Source organism: Calothrix sp. NIES-2098 (assembly GCF_963875125.1).
In the GTDB taxonomy this organism is placed as follows: domain Bacteria; phylum Cyanobacteriota; class Cyanobacteriia; order Cyanobacteriales; family Nostocaceae; genus Aulosira.
Map to the genome: position 1 here is coordinate 7,940,462 of NZ_CAWNKJ010000001.1, position 21,757 is coordinate 7,962,218.

Consider the following 21,757-nt stretch of genomic DNA (forward strand, 5'->3'; position numbering starts at 1 on the left):
CGGGGGTTCCCCCCGTTGAGCAAACTTTTCAAGACGAATTTTGAATTTTGAATTGCCAATATGTTTGCCAACCTAACCAACGTCCACGCAAAGATGCCCAGCATTTTTTACCTGCTAATTGCCCTTGGCTAGGTAAAAGTCTGAGCCATTGAACTAAGCCTAAACTATCTCTTGTACCTACTAATATTGCCCAGATTAAAAAGACCGCACTGCGAAGAAGTGGCAAATATTCTAGTAAAACTAAAGTTTCATTATGGACTAAATTAATCAAGGCAATTTCATTAAAATTATGGCGTTGGTCTTCATCAAAACGTTGTGCTGGATAGTGATCGACTGCGACTTGCGGATCGTAAATTAACTTCCAACCAGCGCGTTTTAAAGCTAGAGTAAATGCCATTTCAAAATGTACTTGTGCCCCTGTACCGCGCATTCTTTCGTCAAAACGCAATTGAGCGATCGCACAATGTCGAAAACTCATATTCACGCCCTTGAGAATATCGACTTCACGAGGTTCTCCCACTCCTAGATGATGGTTGCCGATCGCTCGTCCAAACCATTGCAATTTGCCAACTATCTGCCGAGAGTCATCTAATAACTTGTTTCCTTGGTGAATCCAATCGCGCCCTCCAACACCACCAATGGAAGTATCTGAGAGAAAATGAGCGTTGATTTTCTCTAACCAATTAGGATGAGGCGCTGCATCATCATCTGTAATTGAAACAATATCTCCTTCTACTACTGCTAATCCAGCATTGAGGGCTGCGACTACACCAGGTACGCTGACTTTGACGATATGCAGTGGTAGGTTTTGGGCTGGGAATTGGGCGAGGAATTCCCATGTTTGGGTATCTGTATCGCGGACAACTACGATGACTCGATCGGCTGGTTTAGTTTGCGCCTGTACTGCTAAAAGGCAACGAGACAGATCTAGAGGACGGCGATAGGTAGGGATGAGAACAGTGTTCTTCATTCTGGATTAACTCTTCAAATAGATCCACATAGGTTTGTGCCATCGTAGTCCAGCTATGTTGTTCGGCTACGGAACGGGCTGCTTTACCCATTTGCGACATAGAAGTGTCGTTTACTAAAGACAACAATGCTGTTGCTAAAGCATCAATATCGTCGGAATTGGGCAAAACCACTCCGCATTCTGGTGTTACCAATTCTGCACCCCCTGTAGTAGTGGCGGTAATGACGGGTAAACCAGAGGCAAGGGCTTCTAATAATACGAGGGTGCAAGCTTCATAACGGGAAGGAAATACAAATAAATCTGCAACCCTCATAATTGCGGCAATATCGCGTCGATAGCCTAAAAAATGCACTCGTTCGCTTAACCCCAAAGAGGCTGCTAATTGAGGAAAGGGGCTACCCTCGGTTTTACCAACCACGGCTAAATGTAGATTGGGGACTTTTGTTAAAGCGTATAAGACTGTATCTAAGTTCTTTCTCGTGGTGCGAATATCGCCAGCAAACAGCGCTAGAGGGACATTTTCTGGTAAATTCCAGGTTAAGCGATCGCCTACACCTGGACTAAATTCATCTAAATCCACGCCGTTGACAATTACCTGAATTCGAGAACGAGGTACGCCAATATTGACTAATTCTTGGGCTACTTTCTCAGATACGGCGACGACTACTTTCGCTTTTTGGAAAGCCTGTTTTTCCCAATGCGCGTTCAAAGCAGTGTATAGCCATTGATACAAAGCATATGTATCGCGACGAGTGCGGGAAATATGTACAGGCGTAGACGCAAAGCGGCTTGTCGCTAGACATCGCAACCAAGAACTGTGAACAAAATGTACAGCATTCACATCTGCTGAAGCCTTGGTAATTGCCCCATTGACTTTGACTAAATCAATATCGGTGCGATTTTTATTTAACCAATCTGCACTTTTTTTTGCAAATATGAAATTACGAATAAATTCTGTAGGAAAGTTTTGTACGGGAATTTCAATCCAGTTAACTTGGCTATTTTCTACTAATTCAGGTGCTACTTCGCTTGCTAATAATATGAGGTGATGACCGCGACGAATTGCTTCTTGGGCAACCTCATAATTAACTCGACCTTGACCATCACCTTTTTTAACTTTGTGTGTAACAATGCAAAGTTTCACACACCACCTCCTAGAAAATTTAGTTAATTAGTATGCTTCTAATAAATATCCAAGATAAAGATATTTGGAACCACAGATAAATATAGATAAACACAGAAAAATTATTTAGATTAATTTGTTTATTTCTGCTTATTTTTCTCATGTAAATGACTTTTTTTCAGTGTGCATTGCGAGATACCAGACTGCTCGAAGAAGTCGGGTATCCGATCGGATTTAGGTCATGAAACTGAGAGTTAATGCTGCTAGAGTTCGCATATTAAACTTTTGCTGACTCAGTGCTTGCCAAAGATAAAGGCGTGCTGCATCTGGCTGTTTATTGCGGATTAAGCCAATCCCTAAAGTTGTATGCGCTTCTAACCATTTCTTGTGAAAGTATGCCTTAAATTCCTGAAGTTTGGCATCTTCCATGAAGATTTGATAACAAAATAATTCGCTTTTCGCTTTGCGAATTTTTGCTTGCGCATCTCGACTTCCACTCAGCATAGTATCAGTTTGCTCGTGGGCACGATAGCAGGCCAATCTTTCTGGAATATAGTAAGCTGCATAACCTGATGTACAGCAAAGGTAAGTTAGATATAAATCCCACATTCCGCCAACTTCCGGTGGAATATTATTCCAATCCACAAGATTATTACGAAATACACAAGCGGCGGCTGTGGGTATACTTTTGTGTATTAACCCAATTTTGTTGAAGGATTTATAAACTCCTTGTACTAATTTATGACGCTTAAAATTGCGTGTATTTTCTTCTGTACCAAAACAATTAATTTTGCCTTGAGCGTCTATTATATATTGATCGCAAAAAGCAATAATCAGTTCGGGATTTTCTTCTAATGGTGGTACTAGCTTGGCTAAAAATTCTTCATTCCATAAATCATCATCATGCAGGCTAGCAACGTATTTACCCCGCGCCATTTTAAAACCATACATCTGATTAGCGATCATCCCCATATTTTCTGAGTGTCGCCAAAACCGGATACGTGAATCTGCAAAAGATTCGATAATTGGTAGGGGATTTTCAGTGCTACAATTATCAGAAACAATAATTTCAATATTTTGATAAGTCTGTTTAACTGCGCTGGCGATCGCTTGCTTGAGATACTCCGGTCGATTATAAGTAGGAATAATTATACTGACCAATGGTTCATTAAAATTTCTATCCATAACCATTATTTAAAAAAGATTACTTTTATTTTTTAAGTAGCGTAATGCTGAAGTGATATTTTTATATAATGTAGCGATAATGTCGAACAATAAACTGATAGTTTTAGGCGGTTTGATAATTGTAAAATTGGGTATGTTACTCATTCCCAAGGACTGAGCATATTGACGGCAAGCTTCCCAATCAAACTGCCAAATATCTTCTATCCAAAAGCGGCGCAGTCCATATTTATGGAAATAACGTAGCATTTCAAAATCATAAGGATAGTATTTATGTTTATGAATCGCGTGCATATCAATTCCGATTTCTTCCCAACCAGTAAACCATTCATCTGGTGCAGTTTCCACTTTGCCCAATTGGAAGTAATTTTGTTTGGCAGAATAACGATAACGTCTGCTAATACCATGACTAATTTCTAATACATTTTCGATGGCACTATACAAACGAATTTTTGAGGCGTGTGCATCCAAGCGAGTTAAACCATAGTGCAGTACTTTAATATCATGAATATGTAGCCTGGTAGCATATTCAGGCATAGGTATCCTGACGCTATGAATGATTTGTGGTTGATGTTCGGCTCCATCATCAACATAGCCTAAAGGTGTTATGATACCAGTTTTAATACATTGTTTTGTTGTGATGAATAAATCTGGCTTTTCAAAGCAAATTACTGTTCCTGGTTTGGCTTTCAGCATTGTTTGCCAGCTTTGAGTTTTTGTAGCATTAGCAGCTAGTATTTCATCAGCATCTAAAGCCAAAATAATTTTATGTTCTGAAATTAAATCTCTGGCAGCTTTAATCAGTAATAACTGCCGATCGGCTTCATTAAATTTTTCTGAATTATTTTCAATTAAGATAACTTTGGGATATTTTTTACAAATACTTTGGCTGCCATCAGTAGAATTTTGATCGGCAATGATTATGTAATCAGCAAATTGACTAGTTACTGACAAAAAGCGTTCTAAAATCCAAGCTTCATTTTTTACTGGTGTGATGACTACGATTTTTGGATTTTGGTTACTCATTGATAATTCTCAGAATTCAAAAACTATAAAGTATTAACGGCTTACTAATTCCAGAAAAAATTGCTGTCATCTCAACAATGAAAGTCTGAGATAGTTTTTTCGTAAATTTTTTCTAGCCGCTTGATGTGAACATCAATTGTAAATTCACGTTGAAACCAAGCTTGACCTTGTTCGCCCATCAGCCGGGTTTTTGCGTAGTTGGATGCTAATTCATTGATGGCAGCAGCGAGTTTTTCAATGTTATTAGGTGGCACAAGGATTCCTGTTTCACCTTCTTGGACGTGTTCGGGAATACCTCCAACAGCACTCGCAATTATTGGTCGATAGCGTGCATAGGCTTCTAGAGTTACAAGACCAGCCGGTTCAGGCCAAAGACTGGGAAATACGACTGTAAAGCATTGTTGATAAAGTGCTTCTAACTTGTCACCGCTACACCAGCCATGCCAAGTAATTCTGTTACTTAAACCAAGCCGATCTGCTAATTTTTCCATGCTTGGCTTACCCCAACCATCACCAGCAATATCAAGATGAACGCTGGGATCTGTTTTTGATAAAGCTTGAATTAACCATCCAATCCCTTTGTTAGCAATAATTCGCCCAACAAACAAAATTCGCTGATTTTGGTGGGTGCTAAAAGTTAGGGGTTCAGCAGATGTCTTGGGAATTTTAACTCCATAGCGCAATGTGACAACCTGCTGTGATGGTAGACCGCTATTAATAATTTGCTGACGAACGTAATCGCTATTAGCAATTACAGGAATTTTGAGTTTTTTTAGGGTATCTAAAGGATGGTATGCATTCCACCAGTCTTGAATAATATTTTTTGGTCGGCGGCTACCACAGCCATCTACCAAATGACCCCAAGCACATCCTAGAGGGTTCAGAGAGCGATCGCATTCTACACCACGATCTGCTAAATATTTCGTGCCGCTAGGACAGTAACTAGAGTGATTGTGAAGGGTAAAGATTACCGGACATTCTTGCCGTAGGTCGCCTAACATATCTGCATCGTGAACGTGCAGTAATTTAAATTGCCGTTGGTCTACATTTTTTAAGGATGCGATCGCGCGATCGCTAATTCCTGAAATCTGAGAAAGTACTAAAGAAGCTACATAAGTTTCGATGCCACCGCCTCCGCTAAGATTAGCAGCAGAGCATTGATAAATCATTGTTTTATCAACTACTGTAGAACTCATTTTTTAACTAACCTCAAAATTAAAAAGCTAAATTTAACCAAAACTTATGTCTGATATCACTGACATAGTGCCTCATAGCAATCTGACCTTTAGCATAAAGGTCTGTATACATAAATTGATCGTCAACACTTAAGATAAATTTATCTCGATCGAGTGGCTTTGCTTGGGCATTATGCATTGCTAAATGCACTAAAGTTTGGTCTGTAAAATATATCGGTGAATCTATTAATTGTGCAGCACGTTCTAGTGGCTTTTGCCAATCTATTTGCCTTTTTAGTAAGAAAAAACCAGCGTTTACTGGATTAATTTTTTCTGCATCATCTAAGAGAATGCGCTCATCTAGAGAAGCTTGGCAATCAGGTAAATACCAAGCACAGTTGTCTTCTAGTTGGCATAAGTTAATAATTTCCCCAGCACCAGGAAAAAATAAAATATCGGCGTCAGTATAAATTATTGGCTGTTCTATTGAGAGTGACATAAATACTGCTAGCCTTTTCCAAAACGCCTGTATAGCGCGGTTAGGATGGTGCAGTGCATAGTCTAAGACATATTTGGGGATATCACCTTGGAGTAAATCTTTCCACTCAATGACATTAACGCAAGAATTTATTTGACATAAAAGGCGAGATGATTCTGATGAATAACTGCCGTCTGAGATAACAATGAATTTTTCGGGAATACCAACGTGACGGATGAATGAGCGAATATTGGCTACCTGTAAAGATAAGTCACGTTCGCATGAAAAAGCATAGACAGTGATGTTAACTCTGCGATTTTGGCTGAGGGGAGTATGGACAACTTTGTCAATCAATTTTGTATAGATAGAGCGAATAAATTGTCCTTGAAATTTAGCAGTATGATAGCCGAAATTTACCATATTTTTATATTCCCTGTTTCTTACTTTATGAGTGATTTTGGCACTCATTCAAGATTGTGATACTTGTTGCTGTATGAATTAAGATTTATTTACTAGCTACGCAAATACTTATAAACCTTAAGAATTGATTTGATTATCAATATATGTTCGCCGGAAAATGTAATATCTATCTATGAGTATATGGGGTAAGTTTCCTACTAACCAACCAAGCGCATTGATAAATATAATTGATTCTTGCCAACCTCTAAAAATTGAACGAAAAAAGCCTAGCAAGATATATCTAAGCGTAAATTCTGGTAAGATTGCTAACTGTCCGTGCAGAAAATATAAAGCTAAGAAATTTTTGAGTTTATGAAAATCTACAAGCGGTGAAGATACTCCTTTTTCGGGTTCAAAATGATGACCTTTGGCTTGGGGAATGACAGTGATGCGTCTACCATCGCGACGTACCCGCATACAGAGTTCTAGATCTTCGTAATATAAAAAGAAATCAGGACGGAAACCACCTAATGTTTGGAGGTAGTTAGTTTTAGCAAAAATCATTGAGCCAGGAATAAAACTTACATCAAAAGGTTGGATAAATTGACCTAGATCGTTTTGATCGGCTCCAATAGTCTCTTGAGTGTAGATTGCATTTAATTCAAACTCACCACCTGCACATCTAATTGTTCCAGCCTCCTGGTTATATAACATTCCTGAAGCTAGACCAGTATCAGGATGATTTTGGAGATAATCTACTAATACAGCAACACAATCAGGTTGCAGAATAATGTCATCTTCTGTGAGATAAATATATTCGCCAGAGGCTGCCATAATACCTGTATTCATACCAGCAGCAAAGCCCAGATTTATCTCGTTGCGAATTAGAGTGACATTAGTATATTTGGTAACTAAATTACAAATTTCATCGCTTGCAGGACTGTGATTGTCTACAACTATAATTTCCAGGTTTCTATAGGTCTGTTTGCAGACAGATTCCAAAGCTTCTCGCATAAACTTTGGTCGGTTGTAACTTAAAATAACAATGGAAACTTTGGGGATAAGTAGACTAGTATTTAGATTATTCATAAAATTTTGTCCAAAATAATTGGTTATTCGTTGACAATATTAGTGCGAATAAGTTCTGCCTTGTCGATTACAAATCAACTAGCTTTAAGGTTTATATAATTTGCTGGACAGCATCTTAGGACACTATGGTAAAAGTAACTGACCAGCTAAAAAGATTTTGCAGGCTGCGAGCAAGAAGTCTTTTGACTTTTATATTTTGCGACTAGCCTACCTGACCTAATTCATTTTGCATTTGGTGATATTCCCAAAACTTACCGCGTTGCTGTAGTAATTCTTGATAGAGACCTTGTTCTACTATCCGTCCCTGTTCTAGTACTACAACTTTATCTGCTTTGGTAATTGTAGAAAGCCGATGCGCGATCGCAATAACTGTGCGACCTGCGGAAATCTTTTCTAAAGATTCCTGAATCAAGCGTTCGGTAACAGAATCTAAAGCGCTGGTAGCTTCATCCAAAATCAAAATTTCTGGATTTCGTAGTAAAGCACGTGCGATCGCAATTCGTTGTCGTTGTCCTCCAGATAATCGCACACCGCGATCGCCTAGTTTAGTATCAAAGCCTTCGGGCATTTTTTCAATAAATTCGAGAGCATTTGCTAGCTGTGCGGCTTCTCTAATTTCTGTTTCTGTTGCTCCTGGCGTACCATAAGCAATATTTTGCCAAACAGAAGTATTGAAAATAAATGTATCTTGACTAACTACAGCAATTTTGCGCCGCAAGGAATCGATGTCAAATTTTCTGGTATCAACTCCATCAATCATTACATGACCCTCGGTAGGATCGTAAAATCGCGGAATTAAATCAATTAACGTACTCTTACCTGCACCAGTTGCGCCTACTAGTGCTGTTGTTTTCGCTTTTTCAATACTTAGAGTGACGTTATTTAAGACTAGATGATTAGGGTCATAACCAAAATCTACAGAAACGATATCAATAGAATGTTTTAACCCAGGAAATTGTAACTTGCCATTGCGCAAGTAAGTTTTATTGTCAGTCCTAATTAAATCTTTAATATTGACTGCTGCACCTGCGATCGTACTCAGATGTGCCCGCGTACCATTCATATCTTGAATAATCGGTACTAGGCGAAATAGCACAAAGAAAAATGTTAGCAAAGAAGCAACTTGAAGTGTACCATTGACAACAAAAACTGTAAAGGCAAAAACGATCGTGCCAATGAGAATTGTACTAGCGATGCTTTCGGCTAGAGGTCTCACCATCGCCCAAATTAACACAACTTTTTTGGAAGTACTAACTACATTATCGCTAGCCTGATAAAAGCGCTGTCTCTCAAAACCTTGAGTACCAAATGCCTGGACTGTGCGAATTCCGTTAATAAATTCTACGATTGTGGATGTAAATTGACCGTTAGCAATAGAAGTGCTAAAACTACTTTCTCTAGCACGAGCATTGAGAGTTGATAACCCTACACCTGCTAAGAGAAATAGCAGTAATGAAGCAATAGAAAGCTGCCATGATAACAAAAACATCGAGATAAAGTAGAAGATGGCAGTTATAGCTCTGGTCATCAAGAAAGCAGCACCGCTAAACCACTGTTTGATGCGTTCAATTTCTGTGGTAATTGTATTGATTAGTTCGCCAGAACGAGTTTTAGCAAAGTAACTCAAAGGCAAGCTTTGCAACTGTTCAAAAATTTGCTTACGCAGGCGATCGCTAAGATGCAACTGCGCTAATTCTGTGTAAACTTGGGCTAAATAATTGAAACTAGCACGCATCCATGTAGTTAATAAAATCAGCACACATATTCTATATAAGCGGCTAGTCACTGATTGATTAATACCCAGAATAGCAATATCAAACCACTCTATACCCGTGCGCACTGGTTGGGCGTTGGGAGTAGTTAAGCTTTGTAAAAAAGAAAGTAAAAAGCCAATGCTGATGCCTTCAAATGTTGCAGCTAAAAAAGAAAATATAACTGCTAGCACAGCAATTTTGCGGAAATGTTTAAATTCTCGCAATATCAAATAGTTCTCTTGCCAAAAGTTAGTAGCTTTGAATAAATTACCGATCGCTGGTTTAATTCGTAAAGACATGGATATTCTTTAATAATAGTTGGGCAATGCATCCAAGCAGTTAGAGAGTTTTAGTTTAGTAATGCCAACAAAAATCTAAAATTCATTAACTGCACTGAATGCAGAGAGATTTGATTTGCAGAAATACCCGATGCTAAATAACTGGGATTTAGATTTATTTTAGGTAATTTCTATTTGATTAACTCTTATCAAGAAGAGTAATATACTTAATCAATCACAGTGTTTGTCCGTCTAAATTCAACAAATTTATCTCTGGATTGATTTCCCATGCATTTGGTAATTGATTTAGTTCTTTTTGTGCTTCCAAACTGAGGCGAACAGCATCTTCTAAAGTCCAACAACGAGAGCCAATTAAACCTCTGTCACCTTGCACTACATTAAATAGCTGTGGCAAATTTTGCAGATTATATTGACGCATCCAACGCCCTAGAGGTGTAATGTTATGCCCTTCATTTGTGCAAAACTTAATTGCTCGAAACAGTCTACCGCACTCTCCAACCTGCCAGTCATGGGAGAAAATTGACCCTGGTGAGTAAACTTGCATGAGCAAAATCAGTCCCAGCATAACCGGACTGACTAAGATTAGCAACACTAAAGCCGCAATCCCATCAATTACTCGCTGCAACTTTCTACTCAAAGAATTACCTTTTTTTAATCGCTGATTTCCAGAGGGTAAGCGAAGAAATATTGGTTTATTAGCTTGTTCGCAAGCTTCAGCCCAAAACTTCACCCAAGTCTCACCCAGCTTGGAATCTATGCTCACCAATTTAATTGGAGAATGTTTTAAGCACTCTACTAGCAATTCTTCGTTATATAGAGAAGGTAAATATGGTTGTTTGATGTGTTTAGGAGACTTTACCAACAGCTGACCCCGTCGCCACAAAAGCGTACAGTATGGAGAGCGATCGCTTTGGTGTGGCTCAGGTAGGACGTAGTGATTCTGTAGAGTTGGAATAATGGAAATAGTCATAGGTCTTGAAATGTGTAGAGAAGTAGATTCTTGACCTGATGCCAAAAGCGTGAATCTGAATTGACAAACTACTGAGGCGATGACTGCGGCGGGCTACACCTACGCACTCTTTAGATTATTACTAACGAGGTTGGCAGCTAGAGGCGATCGCAATTATGTAGAAAAACTCACTCTGTTTATTCTCTATTGATTTCCGCCTGATTTACGAGTTGATAAATCTATCAAAATCAGTTCACGCTTATGTTTTGGCTTTTATGAAGGGGCTTCGTTATCTAGAATATAAGACATTTGAGGAATAAATCTTGGCCAGAGAATTTCTTTATTTACTCTTTAAGGAGAATTTGCTTTTTTCAGAGAATTATTAAGTTATTGTGAATTCACGCTTGGACTCGCCATAGAATTCTGCTGTGTTATCCCGCCCAGCAATAATACCAATTCTCCAAAATAAGGCTACACATAAGCAGCAGGGAGAGAATTATCTGTAGTTAGAATTTAGAGAAATGGTATAAATTGCGGGTTAATAGCTCAGTGACTTTAAAAATTAGCCCAGAACTGATGTTCTGGGCTGGATAAAAGAAAGTCAGCGCAATAAAAATCTGCGTAATGACAAAGCAGGTTGTTCTATTTTTCTAGAGCTTGTTGCAATGCAAACCTTTGTGGCTTGGCATAGGGTACATAGGTGCTGTGAGAGTTTGATACTCCATTTGCAACCACCCCAATCAGGTTTAACTTGCTCAACATGGCTGTAGCTTGAGCCATTTGGCTGCGAGTTACCCTACCAATGCTTGCTACCATAACTACACTACGGCAAGATGAGGCTGTTAACATGGCATCTACCAAACCCAAAACTGGAGAACCATCTACCAGTATTAGATCGTAATTCTCCTCAAATGTTGCCATCAATTCTGTCATCCGGGGAGAACTCAAGAGATTAGCCGCATCAGTAGGTATTGGCCCTGCGGTCAAAATATCGATGTAGGAAGAGCCTGCATATTGAATACTAACTTGATTTGGCAGGGCGGCTTCACTTGTTAGTAAAGTAGAAAGTCCCTGATCGTTAGGAAGATTCAGCTGATTGTGCAGACTAGGATCGCGTAAATTGGCATCAATTAGTAGTACTTTTTTGTGTAAGCGAGCAGCACTCATTGCTAAACCTAACGCCAAAGCTGACTTACCTTCGTCGGGTAAAGCCGAGGTGATCATCAAAGATTTCAAATTGGCGACAGTATTGAGCAGCTCGATATTTTTATAAATCAGATCTAGCGATTCCCAACGTAGAGGGGATTGCAGTACTTCAACTGTCCAAGGTGCGAGAACTTCTGGCTTCCCAAAAGGTAATTTGATTGTGGATTCTCTGGGTTTAGTAGTCGGTAATTTAGGTGTTACTCCCAACACAGGTAGAGCAACGTGCTTCTCTAATTCTGCGGTGGTATGAACAGCATCATCAGATGCTTCGCGCATAAACGCAGCAATACCTCCCAACATTAACCCAACCACTGCACCCAACAACAGATTCTGCTGGAGATTGGGGCCCATTTGCATACCTTTTTGCGGTTCTTCAACAACTTCCCAATTAAATCCGCCTTTAGAAAGTTCTTGGCGCAACTGCTGTTCTGCTCTCAACAGTTGTTCTAACCTTTCGCGGCTAAATTGTAACTGCGGTAGTATGCGATTGTAATAAGCCAAAAGCGGCGGGAAGCGTTTGAGTTGAAAGCGCAAGTCGTTCTCTTTTTGAGCCAAAGTTTGATCGCGAGCTGCTAATGCAACTATAGTTGTCTGCGTTTCTACTAACTGACTCGCAAGATTCAGGTCAATTTGTCCGAGTTGTCCTTGTTCTAGAAGGTTTTCTCCAGCCGCAACTGCTCCAGCTGGTAATCCTCCTAAAGTTCTGGTGACTTCTTGTTGTAATAATTCCTTTTGTCCTTGAAGCTGTTCTTTTAACTTTTGGACGTTAGGAGTTTCATCAGTGAAGCGCAAGCGTTCTTGTGATAAAGCTAATTCGGTTTTTTGGATTTCGTTGAGTAAACCTTGATAGCGAGTAGATTGGCTCAAGCGAGAAGAAACAAGAGCATTTTGTGGAGAACGGTTAAGTTGTTCTTGCAGAGATTGTTGACGAGCTAAAGCTTCTTCGTATAGAGAACGAGTAGCACGTCGTTCTTCTTGAAGTTTGTTTAAATTTTCTTCAAGGGCTTTTGCTTGTGTTTCTGGATCTATTAAATTTTGATTTCTCCGAAACCTTTGCAAATTAGTTTCCGAAGCGTTTACTTCATCGCTGGCCTTCTTTAACTGATCTCTGATAACTTGCAGACCCTTTTGTAAACGTGCATCCTGCTGCTGCTTGTTATATTCCACATATACTTGGCGAATGGCAGCCAGAACTTTTTGGGTTTTGTCTGGGTCTTTACTGGTATATTCAACTTGGAAAATTTTAGTTGCGACATTATCGTCTTTAGTCTTGATTTGATTTAAGACTAAAGCAGCTTTAATCTCAGCTACAGTAATATCTGGATAGTCTTGTTGAAGTTTATCAACTGCTTTTTGAATTAATCCAGAACTCTGCATCAAATTCAGCTGAGTCGCCGTGTCAATTTCAACGTTAGGGTCAGTAAATTGATTTTCTGCTCCTGCTGTTCCTGGTTTAACTTGATAGTTGGGTTCTACTAACAACTGCATCGAGCTTTTGTAGGTTGGCTGTGTTTTTGTAGTGATAAAACCTGCAAAAGTAACGGAAGTCAAAAATACCAGTACAAACCAAGGAAATCTGCGTACAAGTACGGCAAATATCTGTCCGTAACCCACTTCATTGTCGGAGGCGAGATTGGGGCTAGGATTAAGAGCTTGAACCACGTTTATTATCCTTCTCCTAATAAATCACTGGATTTATGCATTCTCCAAGCTTGGTCAATAATCTGTTCGACTTTACTAAAGAATGCGCTTTCAGAAAAATTTGTCACTGCATGATTGCGGATATTTTGATAATCCCAAGTTATTTGCCCAGCTTCTAATAATGCAGCTTGTAATGATTCGGGCGTTTGTCTTTTAAAAAATACCCCGGTTTCTCTAGGTACTTGAGTATCTAATACACCACCTGCTCCATAAGCAATGACTGGAGTACCGCTAGCATTAGCTTCTACTGGAACTAAACCGTAATCTTCTAAAGCTGCAACAATGACAGACTTCGCTTTAGAAAACAAGTCTTTACGTTGGCGATCGCTTACATGACCTAAGAACTCAATATTATCTAATGCTTTGGATTTTAAGCGTTCTTGTTCTGGTCCATCACCGGAAATTAATAATCGCCAACCTAGCCAATTAAAAGCTTCAATTATTATATCTAAACGCTTATAACTAATCATCCTCGCTGATGCCAAATAATATTCATCCTTGCTAGCAGAAAACACAAACTTACTGGTATCAATTGGATAGTTGACAACAATCGCTTGCTTGTTGTAAATATCTTGAATGCGGCGAGCAACAATGCTGGAATTCGCAATATAAAGGTCTGGTTCTTGTGCGTATTCCAGGTCTACATTTCGCATTAATTGGAATACTTTTTCAATTAATGGGGCAAAATATCGATAATCTCCATATTCCCGTAAATAGGTTTCTGTATCCCACAGGAAACGGGTGACATTATGACAAAAGCAAATATGCAGCGCATCGGGATGTTTTTTGACTGCTTTAGCAAAACTCGTGCTACTACTAATAATTAGATCGTAGGCTTGTAAATTTAAAGCCCGAAAAGCGGGAAAATATAAAGGGGCAATCAAGCGAAAATATCTGACTGCACCCGGAATATTTTGTAAGAAGGTTGTATTAACTATGCGATCGCTTAAATCAATTGTTTTTTGGCGATCGTACAAAGAGGTGTAAATATCGGCTTCGGGATAGCGCTTACACAGCAACTCGAATACGCGCTCTGCTCCACCGCGCTGGGTTAAGTAATCATGGACTAGAGCTATTTTCATAATTTCAGTTCATAAACCTTTGTAGCTTTGTGCTTAGTGGTGAAAAATTTCTTTTTGAACCACAAAGGCACAAAGACACAAAGAAAAATAGGTTTTTGCCTATGAATTTGGGGTTTTATCCAACAGCTACGAGGGTTTTTTCTGTGGCGAAATAAGCGTTTTGCTCGGCTCGTAGTTGGTCGCAAAGTCTACCAGGGGGTAATTCTATATCGTCGTAGGTGAGGACTCGATCCTTTGGAATATCGCGTTTGAGGCGGCATCCTTCAGCTAATCCCATCGGTAGGAGGTTTTGCTGTTGGGCGATCGCAGAATTTTCGCATTGTCCGTAGGTCATGTAGTAGCCAATACCATCCAGGGTTTCGCCAGCTTTTAAATCGATTTTGGCGGTGGTGACTACATCTACTACCGGGCCTGCAAGGGGAGACATCACCGCATCTTGGAAGAGGACAGCACGGGCTACGGATAGGGGAACTTCAAAATGGCAGAGGTGATAAGGAGTATAGAAGCTATAAAGAGGGCCTTCACCGAGTTTGTAGAGGTTGAGGTAGTGGCGTTGTTTGGGGTCTTCGTGAGTTGCAAACACAAATACTCCTGGGCCTGGTTTTGCTCCTACTACATAATCAACAATCCCGCCTAGTTCTTTGAGCTGTTCCACGTCATACATATTGGTCATTTCATCCACATGACCGCTGAAGTCATATCCCAGCATTCCCCGTTTAGCAACTGTCATGCCTGTGGCGTTAGCAACGATCGCCTGTTCAAAGGAAATTTTTGTCCCATCAGCAAAGCTAGTCACCATGTGGGCTTTCTGACCCCAACGCTTGGCAAATGCTTCTTGAGTGGTGGGGTTGCGATAGGGGTCTTGAAGTCCTTTAATGTTACCGCACAACAACGGAGTCAGACCAATGCTTTTGACAAATCTGTAGAGGTTCATTTCTACCCCTGGCTGATCGCCGTCGCAAGCGCTGAGAATTACGCCTGCTTTGTCAGCATAGACTTTGAGGATCGGGCCAATAGTACCGTCAAGTTCGGCATTCATCATAATCACATGCTTGCGATGAGCGATCGCACTCATGACGATATGTGCGCCAAATTCCACCGCACCTGTGACTTCGATTAAAGCCTCGATACCATCAGCACGACAGAGTAAGTCTGCGTCTTCGGTGACTGCATATTTACCATGAGCGATCGCATCTTCAATTTCAGCTATATTTGCAACAATTTGAATATCTTCTATCCCAGCTTCTCTATAAGCTTGCTTGGCTGCATCAATTTTGCGGTTAGAGATAGCAACTAACTCCATTCCGGGGACTGAATTAATAATTTGATTGGCAATTCCGCGACCCATAAAGCCAGCACCAATCATCCCGACTTTGATAGGTCTACCTAACGCTGCACGGGCTTGTAAGGCGCGATCGATAATAATCATGAGTTTAATTCCTATATAAATTTAAGGCAGAATGCAGCCCCAATAAAATTGACTCTCGACAAATTACAAATGACTAATGACAACCTCCAAGAAGTTGTGAGATTGTTATACTGCCCCACCAACAGGCATCATGCTCAATAATGGCCAATTTAAATCTTTCTCAGAGATTTCAGTAACTTTTAAAGGCCATTGAATGTTAAAAAATGGGTCATCATAACGCAAACCGCGTTCATATCCTGGGGTGTAAAATTCACCAACTTGATAGACAACCTCAGCGTCATCTGTCAGCGCTTGATAGCCATGAGCAAACATTTCTGGTACATATAAAGCGCAGTGATTGTCTGCGGTGAGTTCCACACCAATATGGGATAAAAAGGTAGGAGACTCAGGACGCATATCAATAATTACGTCATAAATTGCGCCTTTAGTGCAGCGAATTAATTTAGTTTCTGCTGCTGGTGCAAGTTGATAGTGCATCCCTCGTAGCGTACCTTTTTTATAGTTAAAAGAGACATTACACTGAGCAACTTTTGGTTTTAAACCATGTGCCATAAATTCTTGAGCGCAGAAACTCCGAGCAAAAAAACCACGGCTATCTTGCTTTTTTTCTAATTCAATAATAAATGCATCTTTTAATTCAGTTTTGATGAAAATCATAGATAGCCTCAGAATTATTTTTTACATGAAAAACCAGTACTAAATTGTCACTTTAGCGATATCTGGTTTGGCAAAGGTATCATCCCAATATTGAGTACAAAGTTCTGGACGCTTGGGAGGATTTGCTGTGTAAACAAAAAATAGTGCTGACCTTGATTCTGTACGCAGAGTGCCGTGATGTAACACAGTTCTAGGGTCAGTAATAATCACTGTACCTGCTTGGCCGGGACAAGATTTCCAAGCTGATTTGGGCACAATTTCTTTTACTTCTTCATCATTAATTCCTAAATATCCGGACTGCCATAGTTTGTAATCAATCTGATAGGAATTTAAATTAGGAAAAGAAGTTAAAGATAAGGGTATATATTCAAATGGCCCGTGTTTTTCTTCAACATCGTTCAAGTAAATAATTACTTTAACCATGCGGCGATCTTCAGAATCTTTATGCCATAGCAGCGTACCAAACTGATTGTAATTAGGTAAATCTTGGCGCAGATGTACACCTTGAAAAGCTACAGGAAGACCGAGGTAATTTTCAATAATTTTCATCAGCCTTGGTGCATTACCCCAAGTTTTAAATTCAGGTAAATCTGTAACTGTATAGATTTGCGGTAGCTTTTGGGATTGTTGATTATTGCTACCTCCCATTGTAGAGACTAATTTATGGGCAGATTGAAGTAATTCTGGCGTATTTTCTAATCCTAAATCTGCGAGTGTAGTTACATATACACCTTCTCGTTTGAGTGCATTTAAAATTATGCGATCGCGTTTTTCTAAAGCAGGTAAATTCTTGCTGTGCTGTAAACGGGATAATCTATAACCTAACTCCCAATTTAATGCCGATATTTTACTTTCAACTGTCTTGAGCATGGCACGATTACTTCATTTTATTAATGTGGGAAATGTGTTCGCTTTGATTTCGTCAGATACTTGACTTAAATTGGGTCTGGGGTAAGTATTGTCCCAGTAGTGAGTACATAGTTGTGGTTGTTTAGGAGGGTTAGCTGTATAGACAAAAAACAGTGTTGACCGTTCTTCAGTGCGGAGAGTACCATGATGTATCAGTCTTCTGGTATCAGCAATAATTACTGTACCTGCTGCTCCTGTACAAGATTTCCAAGCTGATTTTGGGATAATTTCATTTAGGCTTTCATCGTTAATTCCTGAGTACTTAAGCTTGGGTTGAAGGCGATAAAAATTCGGGCGATAGATGGAAGTTAAAGATAGAGGTACGTATTCAAAAGGCCCGTGCTTTTCTTCGACATCATTTAAGTAGATAATGATTTTTAAAACTCGGCGGTCTTCTATATCTCTATGCCATAGTAGAGTTTCAAACTGAGCCTGATTTACAAAGTCTTTGCGTAAATGTACGCCATGATAGGCAATGGGAAGACCAATATAATTTTCGATAATATTATGCAGCCTTGGTTCTTTACCCCAACCAGAAATTTCTGGTAAATCTGTAACTATGTAAATTTCTGGAGGATTATGCTGATAATCGCTGTAGTTTGCTGTTCCCATACTGGGTAGTAAACTGTAAGCAGCATTCAGCATTCTTGTAGTAGAATTAAATCCTAACTCTGCAAGATTTGTAATATAAATACCATCGCGTTGTAGGGATTCAACAATTATGCGATCGCGTTCTTCCAGTTTTGGTAAATGGGGAAGATGCTGCAAAATTTTTGCCCTATAAGCTAACTCATATTTCAACGCTAAAACATTTCTTTTTAAACTCTTAAGCATGATAGTTATTTTATTTTGATTGCTAAGTTAGAGAGGTTTATTATGGGATTGCAATTCGTGATGAGATTTCTCATTGATTTCGGCAATGCTAAACTCTTTCACAGCCATGACATCAAAAACAGATAATCCAATTAAAGCTACAAAGGGAATTACTGTTTTAATCGCTGACATCGGCCATCTTCTTAAAGCCCCTAAAAATACTTTCAGACTAACTTCTTTACCGTTTTGCAACAGCATTCTTCGACAAAATTGTTTAGAATAGCTGCTTTCTTCCAGCTTTAAAATAACTTCAGGTATGTGTTTGTATTGCATTAATAGTGCAGACTTTGGCTCTTTCTGCCAATAACTCACACCAACAATACATTCTAAAAAAGTCTCTTTCGTAACAATTACACTGCCATTAGCAGCACAATACCCAGCTAAATATGCTAAAGATATCCAATTATTGGCAGCATCTGGCCAAATTTGCAGAGCTTGTTTTACTAGATCAGTACGGTAGATTGTTGCTGTGAGAAATATGACTGCACCAACACTTTTAGAAAAACAATGTTCAAATATGGCTTTACCATCACCACAACCATCTTCACTATCAGCATCAAACCAGCGGTTATCAACTATTGTTGGTGGGTGGACAGCTTCACCAGTAATTTTGTTGCGTCCTGAAAAGTTGAGAAATATTAATGATAAATCTTCGTGTTGTTTAAGTTTGTTAATTACGTAGTTAATAGCTCTATCTTGAATAGGATCGTCATCACCAATAGTCCAAACGTATTTGGTTGTAGCCGAATTTAGGCAATAAAGAATATTCTTCATTACACCTAAATTTTGGTAATGGCGATTAGATTTAAATGTAATATTACTGAGTATTGATTGCCACTTTTGAATAACGTATTGAGTTGAGTCTGTGGAACAATTATCAGAGACTAAAATTTCACAGTCAGATTCAAAACCTCTTATAGCTTGAGCCAGCCAAGCTAACTGTTTATCTAGTAATTCAGCCCGATTATAAGTAGGTATAGCAATAGTGAGCAATTTATTCATTTAATCTTTTGCGATCTAATTAATGTAAAAAATAAATTGTTGTAAGTGATAATTCCAAAATAAAAGGATTAATCCGGAGATTTTTATCTATTTTTGGAGAAAAATACATTTGTTGTTATGGAGTAAAATAATTAACATTAAAAATTAACTCAAAACTCTACATTACAGGTTTTGAGTTAATTGTTGCCAGAATAAGCAGTGTGGGCAGTCCCCACCCTACTTGTATTTAACTTTTGACTACTACACAGCGATACTATCTTTTATGCCAAAAGAAATCTTGATCGATTTGCTGTGTGCGAATTAGATACTCTAGCTGCTTTAACCGCGTAAATCCTCTGAACAAGAAAGTATCTTCAGTCATATCAATTTGACTGAACAAATTAAATAGTTGTTGCGCACCAAGTTGGGCATTCCAATCACACTTAAATCCGGGTAGCATGGTGTTAATTTTCTCAAAAGATACCCGATAGCTGCGGTTGTCTGCACCATTATCTCCAAAGGAAAGCTGACAACCTGTAAATACCTCGGCAATAATTTCTGCGATTTCTTTGACTCGATAGTTGTTGGTAGTATCTCCAACGTTGAAGATTTGCTTGTGTACAATATCACGAGGTGCTTCAATAGCGCAGACAATGGCTTTGCAGATATCCAATGCGTGAACTAAGGGACGCCAAGGAGTGCCATCGCTGGTCATTTTGATTTCTTTGCTAGTCCACGCCAACCCAGCTAAGTTGTTTAAAACAATGTCAAACCGCATCCTGGGAGAAGCGCCAAAGGCTGTTGCATTGCGCATAAAGGTAGGAGAGAAGTCATCATCAGCTAATGGCATTACATCTCGTTCTACCAAGGTTTTACATTCTGCGTAGGCTGTTTGCGGATTTACAGGTGATTCTTCTGTGACATCACCCTCGGTAGCTACGCCGTAGACGCTGCAAGAAGACATATAGATAAAGCGGCGTACACCTGCTTCTTTCGCTAACTTTGCTAGGCGAACTGAACCGTGATGATTGATATCGTAGGTAATATTGGGTGCTAACTGTCCGGTGGGGTCGTTGGAGAGTTCCGCCATGTGAACCACTGCTTCGACACCTTGCAAATCTTTGAGGATGATATTGCGGATATCTTTATTGAGAGTTTTGGCTGTCACCTCAGTACCGTTATACAACCAACCAACTTTATAAAAACCAGTATCTACGCCAATAACTTCATGTCCTCGTTCAATTAACAGAGAAGGTAATAACGAACCGAGATAACCTTCTGTTCCAGTTACCAATATTTTCATTGTTGTCTTAGCCTATGTATTTCTATGAGATTGAAGAGTTGAATAAGCTAATTTGCGTCTTAGTTTTACATTCTTTGGTTAAGCCTGTCATTTGCCTTTTGTATATCCAAATAACAGATCCATTCATGATGTAATTTAGATGCGTTTTAGCTTGAGTGCCTTTTACAGCTTTGAGGTATTGAGAAAAGCCATTTTTAGGAATTTGCGACCCAAGCGTCTCCAGAAAGTATCTCGCCAACCTGACCAAGCTGTCATATCAAGATATTGAAAGAACAAATCTTTTTTAGGATGTTGACATTCCACTCGCAATCCCGAACACCAAGGTTTAGGAGAATTTGTAAAGTGAATAATGTAGGGCTGATGCAGTAGTTGATTATAGATATCTTCAGGAAAAGGACTCTCTTTCCAGGATGAATAATTATAAATTTTCGGCATCTGATTCCATCGCGGATGAAGTTCTCGCCATTTCCCTGCAAGAACTGCATTTAGCCCATCCTGGTCGTTTCTAACATATTCTCGATTTTGCCTGATATATTCAATAACTTTTTCTCCGATGTTTTCATTGCGCCATTTTTCCAAGTTAATGACCAAAAGACCGGAATTAAAGTATTTTTCATCAGGACAAATTCCGAGTTCGTTATAGTTTCTCAAGCCATCTGACATTGAAATATATAATTCAACATCATCTTGAACTGCTAGTGCGTAGTTATCTCCTAAATCAAGATTCCATAGTTCTTCTAGATCGCCAGTTACTACCATATCTGTATCTAGATAAATCACTTTATCTAAATCTTGGTTTAAAAATTTCGTAATCATCAATCGATAATACGCAGTAACTGTTAAGTGCCTGGTCAAAACTAGATTTTCAAACTGCGTATTATCTACTGCGATCCATACAATCTTAACTTTTTCTCTGGGAAGGGATTGAGTAATCTTTTGCTTGTTAGCTTTACTAATTCCTCCATCAAGAATAAATAAGCATATCTGGCGATTACTTTTAATGTTAGCAACTAGCGATCGCACTGTTACAGCAAGCGGCATTGCATAGTTATTATCAGCAGCACAAACGATACAAATTGGCTGGATATCTGATATAACTGCCATAATTTTCACCTTGAGGACTGGTTGGCTGATTTTGGGAATAAAGGGTTGGGATGCTATCAGCTACACAG

Annotated in this window: 18 protein-coding genes; all 18 read right to left on the bottom strand. The window is 39.2% G+C overall.

Translation table 11 applies throughout. The features are described 5' to 3' along the window. Positions 1–28: 28 nt before the first annotated feature. The 18 genes from AACU33_RS33395 to AACU33_RS33480 all read right to left on the bottom strand — a co-directional run bounded on the left by AACU33_RS33395 (position 29) and on the right by AACU33_RS33480 (position 21,689). Entirely contained in the window at positions 29–970 is a 942-nt protein-coding gene (locus AACU33_RS33395) for a glycosyltransferase (protein ID WP_096594547.1), read from the bottom strand. Next, a complete protein-coding gene (locus tag AACU33_RS33400) occupies positions 888–2,114 on the bottom strand; it encodes a glycosyltransferase family 4 protein (RefSeq protein ID WP_096594548.1) in 1,227 nt (408 codons plus the stop codon). The genes AACU33_RS33395 and AACU33_RS33400 overlap by 83 nt, the downstream gene beginning before the upstream one ends. Positions 2,115–2,327: 213 nt before the next feature. Beyond that, positions 2,328–3,278, bottom strand: coding sequence for a glycosyltransferase family 2 protein (locus AACU33_RS33405; RefSeq protein WP_339376432.1), 951 nt, complete (start codon positions 3,276–3,278; stop codon positions 2,328–2,330). A gap of 9 nt (positions 3,279–3,287) precedes the next feature. Further along, positions 3,288–4,301 carry a glycosyltransferase family 2 protein gene (locus AACU33_RS33410; protein ID WP_096594550.1) on the bottom strand — a complete coding sequence of 338 codons (1,014 nt, stop codon included), beginning with the start codon at positions 4,299–4,301 and terminating at the stop codon, positions 3,288–3,290. A 71-nt stretch (positions 4,302–4,372) separates the two neighbouring features. Beyond that, positions 4,373–5,497 (bottom strand): glycosyltransferase family 4 protein, encoded by a 1,125-nt coding sequence (locus AACU33_RS33415; RefSeq protein ID WP_096594551.1) that lies wholly within the window; start codon positions 5,495–5,497, stop codon positions 4,373–4,375. A 19-nt stretch (positions 5,498–5,516) separates the two neighbouring features. After that, the gene (locus tag AACU33_RS33420) at positions 5,517–6,374 is read right to left on the bottom strand and encodes a hypothetical protein (RefSeq protein ID WP_096594552.1); all 858 of its coding nucleotides are present in this window, start codon (positions 6,372–6,374) and stop codon (positions 5,517–5,519) included. Between the two features lie 117 nt (positions 6,375–6,491). Next, positions 6,492–7,442 (bottom strand): glycosyltransferase family 2 protein, encoded by a 951-nt coding sequence (locus tag AACU33_RS33425; RefSeq protein WP_096594553.1) that lies wholly within the window; start codon positions 7,440–7,442, stop codon positions 6,492–6,494. Positions 7,443–7,644: 202 nt separating this feature from the next. Next, positions 7,645–9,495, bottom strand: a complete 1,851-nt coding sequence (gene hepA, locus AACU33_RS33430) for a heterocyst formation ABC transporter subunit HepA (RefSeq protein ID WP_096594554.1) — start codon at positions 9,493–9,495, stop codon at positions 7,645–7,647. A 214-nt stretch (positions 9,496–9,709) separates the two neighbouring features. Next, the gene (gene hepC / locus AACU33_RS33435) at positions 9,710–10,465 is read right to left on the bottom strand and encodes a heterocyst development glycosyltransferase HepC (RefSeq protein WP_096594555.1); all 756 of its coding nucleotides are present in this window, start codon (positions 10,463–10,465) and stop codon (positions 9,710–9,712) included. Positions 10,466–11,086: 621 nt separating this feature from the next. Further along, positions 11,087–13,312, bottom strand: a complete 2,226-nt coding sequence (locus AACU33_RS33440) for a GumC family protein (RefSeq protein WP_096594556.1) — start codon at positions 13,310–13,312, stop codon at positions 11,087–11,089. A gap of 5 nt (positions 13,313–13,317) precedes the next feature. After that, positions 13,318–14,433, bottom strand: coding sequence for a glycosyltransferase (locus tag AACU33_RS33445; RefSeq protein ID WP_096594557.1), 1,116 nt, complete (start codon positions 14,431–14,433; stop codon positions 13,318–13,320). 115 nt (positions 14,434–14,548) lie between these two features. Continuing rightward, complete coding sequence (locus tag AACU33_RS33450; protein ID WP_096594558.1) at positions 14,549–15,862, bottom strand: NAD(P)H-dependent oxidoreductase; 1,314 nt, start codon at positions 15,860–15,862, stop codon at positions 14,549–14,551. Positions 15,863–15,967: 105 nt separating this feature from the next. Continuing rightward, positions 15,968–16,519, bottom strand: a complete 552-nt coding sequence (gene rfbC / locus AACU33_RS33455; protein ID WP_096594559.1) for a dTDP-4-dehydrorhamnose 3,5-epimerase — start codon at positions 16,517–16,519, stop codon at positions 15,968–15,970. A gap of 39 nt (positions 16,520–16,558) precedes the next feature. Next, a complete protein-coding gene (locus AACU33_RS33460; protein ID WP_096594560.1) occupies positions 16,559–17,389 on the bottom strand; it encodes a phytanoyl-CoA dioxygenase family protein in 831 nt (276 codons plus the stop codon). Between the two features lie 12 nt (positions 17,390–17,401). Then, positions 17,402–18,262: a phytanoyl-CoA dioxygenase gene (locus AACU33_RS33465; RefSeq protein ID WP_096594561.1), complete on the bottom strand. Its 861-nt coding sequence runs from the start codon at positions 18,260–18,262 to the stop codon at positions 17,402–17,404. Positions 18,263–18,289: 27 nt separating this feature from the next. Continuing rightward, complete coding sequence (locus tag AACU33_RS33470) at positions 18,290–19,303, bottom strand: glycosyltransferase family 2 protein (RefSeq protein WP_096594562.1); 1,014 nt, start codon at positions 19,301–19,303, stop codon at positions 18,290–18,292. Positions 19,304–19,556: 253 nt separating this feature from the next. Further along, entirely contained in the window at positions 19,557–20,585 is a 1,029-nt protein-coding gene (locus AACU33_RS33475) for an NAD-dependent epimerase/dehydratase family protein (RefSeq protein ID WP_096594563.1), read from the bottom strand. Positions 20,586–20,747: 162 nt separating this feature from the next. Continuing rightward, entirely contained in the window at positions 20,748–21,689 is a 942-nt protein-coding gene (locus AACU33_RS33480; protein ID WP_096594564.1) for a glycosyltransferase family 8 protein, read from the bottom strand. Positions 21,690–21,757 lie beyond the last annotated feature (68 nt).

Coding starts and splice junctions, on each gene's coding strand:
- AACU33_RS33395 (WP_096594547.1), bottom strand. CDS start 970: ATGAAGAACACTGTTCTCATCCCTACCTATCGCCGTCCTCTAGATCTG.
- AACU33_RS33405 (WP_339376432.1), bottom strand. CDS start 3,278: ATGGATAGAAATTTTAATGAACCATTGGTCAGTATAATTATTCCTACT.
- AACU33_RS33410 (WP_096594550.1), bottom strand. CDS start 4,301: ATGAGTAACCAAAATCCAAAAATCGTAGTCATCACACCAGTAAAAAAT.
- AACU33_RS33415 (WP_096594551.1), bottom strand. CDS start 5,497: ATGAGTTCTACAGTAGTTGATAAAACAATGATTTATCAATGCTCTGCT.
- AACU33_RS33420 (WP_096594552.1), bottom strand. CDS start 6,374: ATGGTAAATTTCGGCTATCATACTGCTAAATTTCAAGGACAATTTATT.
- AACU33_RS33425 (WP_096594553.1), bottom strand. CDS start 7,442: ATGAATAATCTAAATACTAGTCTACTTATCCCCAAAGTTTCCATTGTT.
- hepA (WP_096594554.1), bottom strand. CDS start 9,495: ATGTCTTTACGAATTAAACCAGCGATCGGTAATTTATTCAAAGCTACT.
- hepC (WP_096594555.1), bottom strand. CDS start 10,465: ATGACTATTTCCATTATTCCAACTCTACAGAATCACTACGTCCTACCT.
- AACU33_RS33445 (WP_096594557.1), bottom strand. CDS start 14,433: ATGAAAATAGCTCTAGTCCATGATTACTTAACCCAGCGCGGTGGAGCA.
- AACU33_RS33450 (WP_096594558.1), bottom strand. CDS start 15,862: ATGATTATTATCGATCGCGCCTTACAAGCCCGTGCAGCGTTAGGTAGA.
- rfbC (WP_096594559.1), bottom strand. CDS start 16,519: ATGATTTTCATCAAAACTGAATTAAAAGATGCATTTATTATTGAATTA.
- AACU33_RS33460 (WP_096594560.1), bottom strand. CDS start 17,389: ATGCTCAAGACAGTTGAAAGTAAAATATCGGCATTAAATTGGGAGTTA.
- AACU33_RS33465 (WP_096594561.1), bottom strand. CDS start 18,262: ATGCTTAAGAGTTTAAAAAGAAATGTTTTAGCGTTGAAATATGAGTTA.
- AACU33_RS33470 (WP_096594562.1), bottom strand. CDS start 19,303: ATGAATAAATTGCTCACTATTGCTATACCTACTTATAATCGGGCTGAA.
- AACU33_RS33475 (WP_096594563.1), bottom strand. CDS start 20,585: ATGAAAATATTGGTAACTGGAACAGAAGGTTATCTCGGTTCGTTATTA.
- AACU33_RS33480 (WP_096594564.1), bottom strand. CDS start 21,689: ATGGCAGTTATATCAGATATCCAGCCAATTTGTATCGTTTGTGCTGCT.